This window comes from uncultured Methanobrevibacter sp., from assembly GCF_937906425.1.
GTDB lineage: Archaea > Methanobacteriota > Methanobacteria > Methanobacteriales > Methanobacteriaceae > Methanobrevibacter.
Genome location: NZ_CALCYR010000309.1, coordinates 1 through 3521, shown reverse-complemented (window position 1 = coordinate 3521; position 3521 = coordinate 1). Strand labels below are relative to the sequence as shown.

At 26.7% G+C, this 3521-nt stretch carries 3 protein-coding genes; all 3 read right to left on the bottom strand.

Features of this window, described 5'->3' with window-relative positions; genetic code table 11:
* Positions 1-77: 77 nt before the first annotated feature.
* Positions 78-1361, bottom strand: coding sequence for a proteasome-activating nucleotidase (locus Q0138_RS09180; protein WP_297983786.1), 1284 nt, complete (start codon positions 1359-1361; stop codon positions 78-80).
* 605 nt (positions 1362-1966) lie between these two features.
* Positions 1967-2479 carry a multiprotein bridging factor aMBF1 gene (locus Q0138_RS09175; protein ID WP_297983782.1) on the bottom strand — a complete coding sequence of 171 codons (513 nt, stop codon included), beginning with the start codon at positions 2477-2479 and terminating at the stop codon, positions 1967-1969.
* A gap of 282 nt (positions 2480-2761) precedes the next feature.
* Entirely contained in the window at positions 2762-3181 is a 420-nt protein-coding gene (locus Q0138_RS09170) for a DUF356 domain-containing protein (RefSeq protein WP_297983779.1), read from the bottom strand.
* Between the last annotated feature and the right edge of the window lie 340 nt (positions 3182-3521).

Here is a 3521-nt window from a genome sequence, read left to right as displayed (position 1 = left end):
CTAAAAAGCTAAAAAGCTAAAAAGCTAAAAAGCTAAAAAGCTAAAAAGCTAAAAAAATAAAGAAAGTAAGTTCGAAATTATCCGAACATTACTCCACCGTTGTCATCCAATTGACCGGTTTTATTTTTACCTAAGATTTTATTAACAGCATCCATAAAGTCATTCAATGCAATTTCATCACGTTCTTCACGGATAGCAAACATACCTGCTTCAGTACAGATAGCCTTAAGGTCTGCACCTGAAACTCCTTCGGTAAGTTCTACAATGTCATCAATCTTAACTTCAGGAGCCAAGGACATGTTTTTAGTGTGAATCTTTAAGATTTCACGTCTTCCATCCTCATTTGGAGCTGGAACTTCAATGAATCTGTCAAATCTTCCAGGTCTAAGCAAAGCCGGATCCAAGATATCAGGCCTGTTGGTTGCACCAATAATACCAATATCTCCACGAGCTTCAAAACCGTCCAGTTCAGCAAGCAATTGCATAAGGGTTCTTTGAACTTCCCTATCACCACTGGTGGAACTTTTAAGCCTTTGTGCTGCAACTGCATCAAGCTCATCAATGAAGATAATACTTGGTGCCTTTTCCTTAGCAAGCTCAAAGACTTCCCTTACCATTCTTGCCCCTTCTCCTATGTATTTCTTAACGAATTCAGAAGCGACAACCTTGATGAAAGTAGCATTTGTTTCATTAGCCACTGCCTTTGCAAGCAAGGTCTTACCTGTTCCAGGAGGTCCATACAATAGGATACCCTTAGGAGGATCAATACCAACCTTTTTAAATAATTCAGGATGTTTTAAAGGTAATTCAACAGTTTCTTTAACTTCAATGATTTGTTCATCTAAACCACCAATCATGTCATAGGTAACATCAGGTTTGCCTTCAATTTCCATACCTGAAACATTTGCATCCTTTTCAGAAGGCAATACTTCCACAACACCAAAGGTTTGTTGATTTAAAGCAACTCTTGAACCTGGAGTCAATAATTTTTCATCCAGGAATTTTGAATAGTTAATAAGGAAACTTGGTCCAGTACTACTTTTTACAGTCATTCTTGAATCATCTAATATTTCAGTAATAGTAGCAATTACAAGTGGAGGTGATCTGAATCTTTCAACTTCACCTCTTAATGATTTTAACTCTCTTTCCAAACGTATCTTTTCATTTTCAGTCAGAATTTTATCTTTTTCAAGTTTTCTAACTTTCCACATAAGGTTACGTTTGGTTTTTGTATTTTCAGCTTTAAGTAACTCTAGTTCTTTTTGAAGCTCTTCAACACTTTTATCTTCCAATTCTTCTATTGGAACAGAATCATTTACGTTTTGAACTTCATTTTGAATTTCATTTGGAGAATCTTCCATATAATTCCTCCTTGAATTTTTAGAATTATTACAATTAAATATAATAAATGAATTAAATTAGAAAAACAATTTTAAACATTTATTTTAAATAATTATTAATCCAATAATTATTTTTTACTTTTTACAACAATTATATATTTACAACTAATATTTAAAGATATCGATTATTTACAAACAAGAATTAAAACAATATAAAAGTTTTATTTACACCATTTTAAAAATCATCCATAAGATAATCAAATAAATTCGTAGAATATAGAATAATATATCTATAGTTATATATATAGTTTTTCTTAATAATTGTAAGTAAAATAAATAAGAGAGTATTTTCTATAAAAATTAGCTTAAAAATTCTTAAAAATAAATAAAATTTTACAAAATAGTTTTGAAAAAAATAAAAAAATTAGTCAAAAAATTAAATTTTCAATTATTTGAAAAATTAAAATAAGAAAAATTAAGATTCAATTAAAGGAAAAATAAAAAAATAAATTTATTAAAAAATTAGAAAGCAGAATAATAAAAATCAAGCCCAATTAAAGGAAAAATAAAAAAATAGAAAAGCAAACTTAAAAAATTAGATAGAATAGAATAATAAAAATTAAAAATTATTTCCTTTTAATCTTTACAATACTTCCCAAAGTATTTGGCTCAAAGGAAGAACTCTTATATGATTCCAAATCAAAATCATCTATCTTTTCAATTAATGTAATGTTTAAAGTTTTTTCCAATTTTTTAGCTAATTTCAAATCAGGCTCCATCTTTCCAGATTCTATTCTATTAATTACAGAAACCTTTTCATAAAGTTTAGCACCTAATTCTTCCCTAGTCCATCCCTTAGCCTCACGAGCCTTTCTTACAACAAGATTATAATCCTCAACAATTTCATCTACAGGATCATCCCTTCTATTTCTCTGAGGTTTTGGAGTGTTTTGTCTAGGTTTAGCCTTATTCTGCTGTTTGTTCTTTTGAGCTTTAGAAATAAACCTTCTTTCGTGAGGGGTATCCTTTTGCACCCTTCCAAATTTAGCGCATTCAGGACAAACTTCTAAAACTGAACCATCAATTTTTGTTCTTAAGGGTCTTCCTTTTATTTCACTACCACAAATTTCACAATTCATGTAACTATATATTGAATTTGAATTATATATACTTTTTAATTTTAGCAAAAATTAGAAAAATAAAAAATCCATTAGATTAGTTAAAATGTAAAAAATAGAAAAAAATCTTTAAAAAAAAGTTAAAAAGTAAAAAATAATAAAAAATCTTTAAAAAAAGTTTTTAATCTTAAAAATAAGTAAAAAAAGAAAATAAAAGATTATAAAGAAAATAAAAGATTATAAAGAAAATAAAAAATTATAAAAATAAAAAATTAAAAGGAAAATAAAAATAGTCACAAAAGATTACATATAACTATTTACCATATCATTTGTTTCTTTTTTACTAAGCTTATAATCCTTCATTTGAGTTCCTTTTTTCTTATTTGAATAATATCCTCTAAAGACCTTAGCAGATTTAATAGTTCTGTTTAATTCATGATAATCATCATAATCATTGCTAACAACTATTATATGTGCAGGAGGATGGATTTTTTTAATTTGAACAATAGCTATGCCAGTATCCTCTTTTACACGAAAAGCAGTTGCTACCTTTGATTTAGTTCTTAAAGGAGTTTTTAAAATGTTTTCAACAATCTTATCTGCATATTTTGCATCTATTTTCTTTGGTTTGGTCGCTAAATTTAAATTTGCATGTCTTTCTACATCCGCTATTGCATTTAATATCTTTGAATTTGTTTCGCCTCTAATTAAAATTAATGCCATTATATCACGTGTTTGTGTTTTTAATTAAAAATCCCTTAATTTAAATGAACTCAATTATATAATCTTTAATAAAGGTTTAATTTAATTAATGTTCATGTTTTATAGTATAATTAAAAAATAAGAAAATATAATTTATTCAAATAATTTAAAGTTCTTAAATTCCATAATAATAATTTATTGTTTCTAATTTAAAAAGATTACTATTAAATAAGAATTTAATTCTAATTATAGTAAATATTATAAGAAATTTTAAAAAACCATAAAGTTTTATTGTCATAATCAAGAAAATATCTTCTTTAAGCCACTATCCAAAATTTATGAGGATATGAAATTCAAACAA

What these genes read in the sequence shown, in the direction of transcription:
- Q0138_RS09180 (WP_297983786.1), bottom strand. Translation starts at nt 1,361, where the DNA reads ATGGAAGATTCTCCAAATGAAATTCAAAATGAAGTTCAAAACGTAAAT.
- Q0138_RS09175 (WP_297983782.1), bottom strand. Translation starts at nt 2,479, where the DNA reads ATGAATTGTGAAATTTGTGGTAGTGAAATAAAAGGAAGACCCTTAAGA.
- Q0138_RS09170 (WP_297983779.1), bottom strand. Translation starts at nt 3,181, where the DNA reads ATGGCATTAATTTTAATTAGAGGCGAAACAAATTCAAAGATATTAAAT.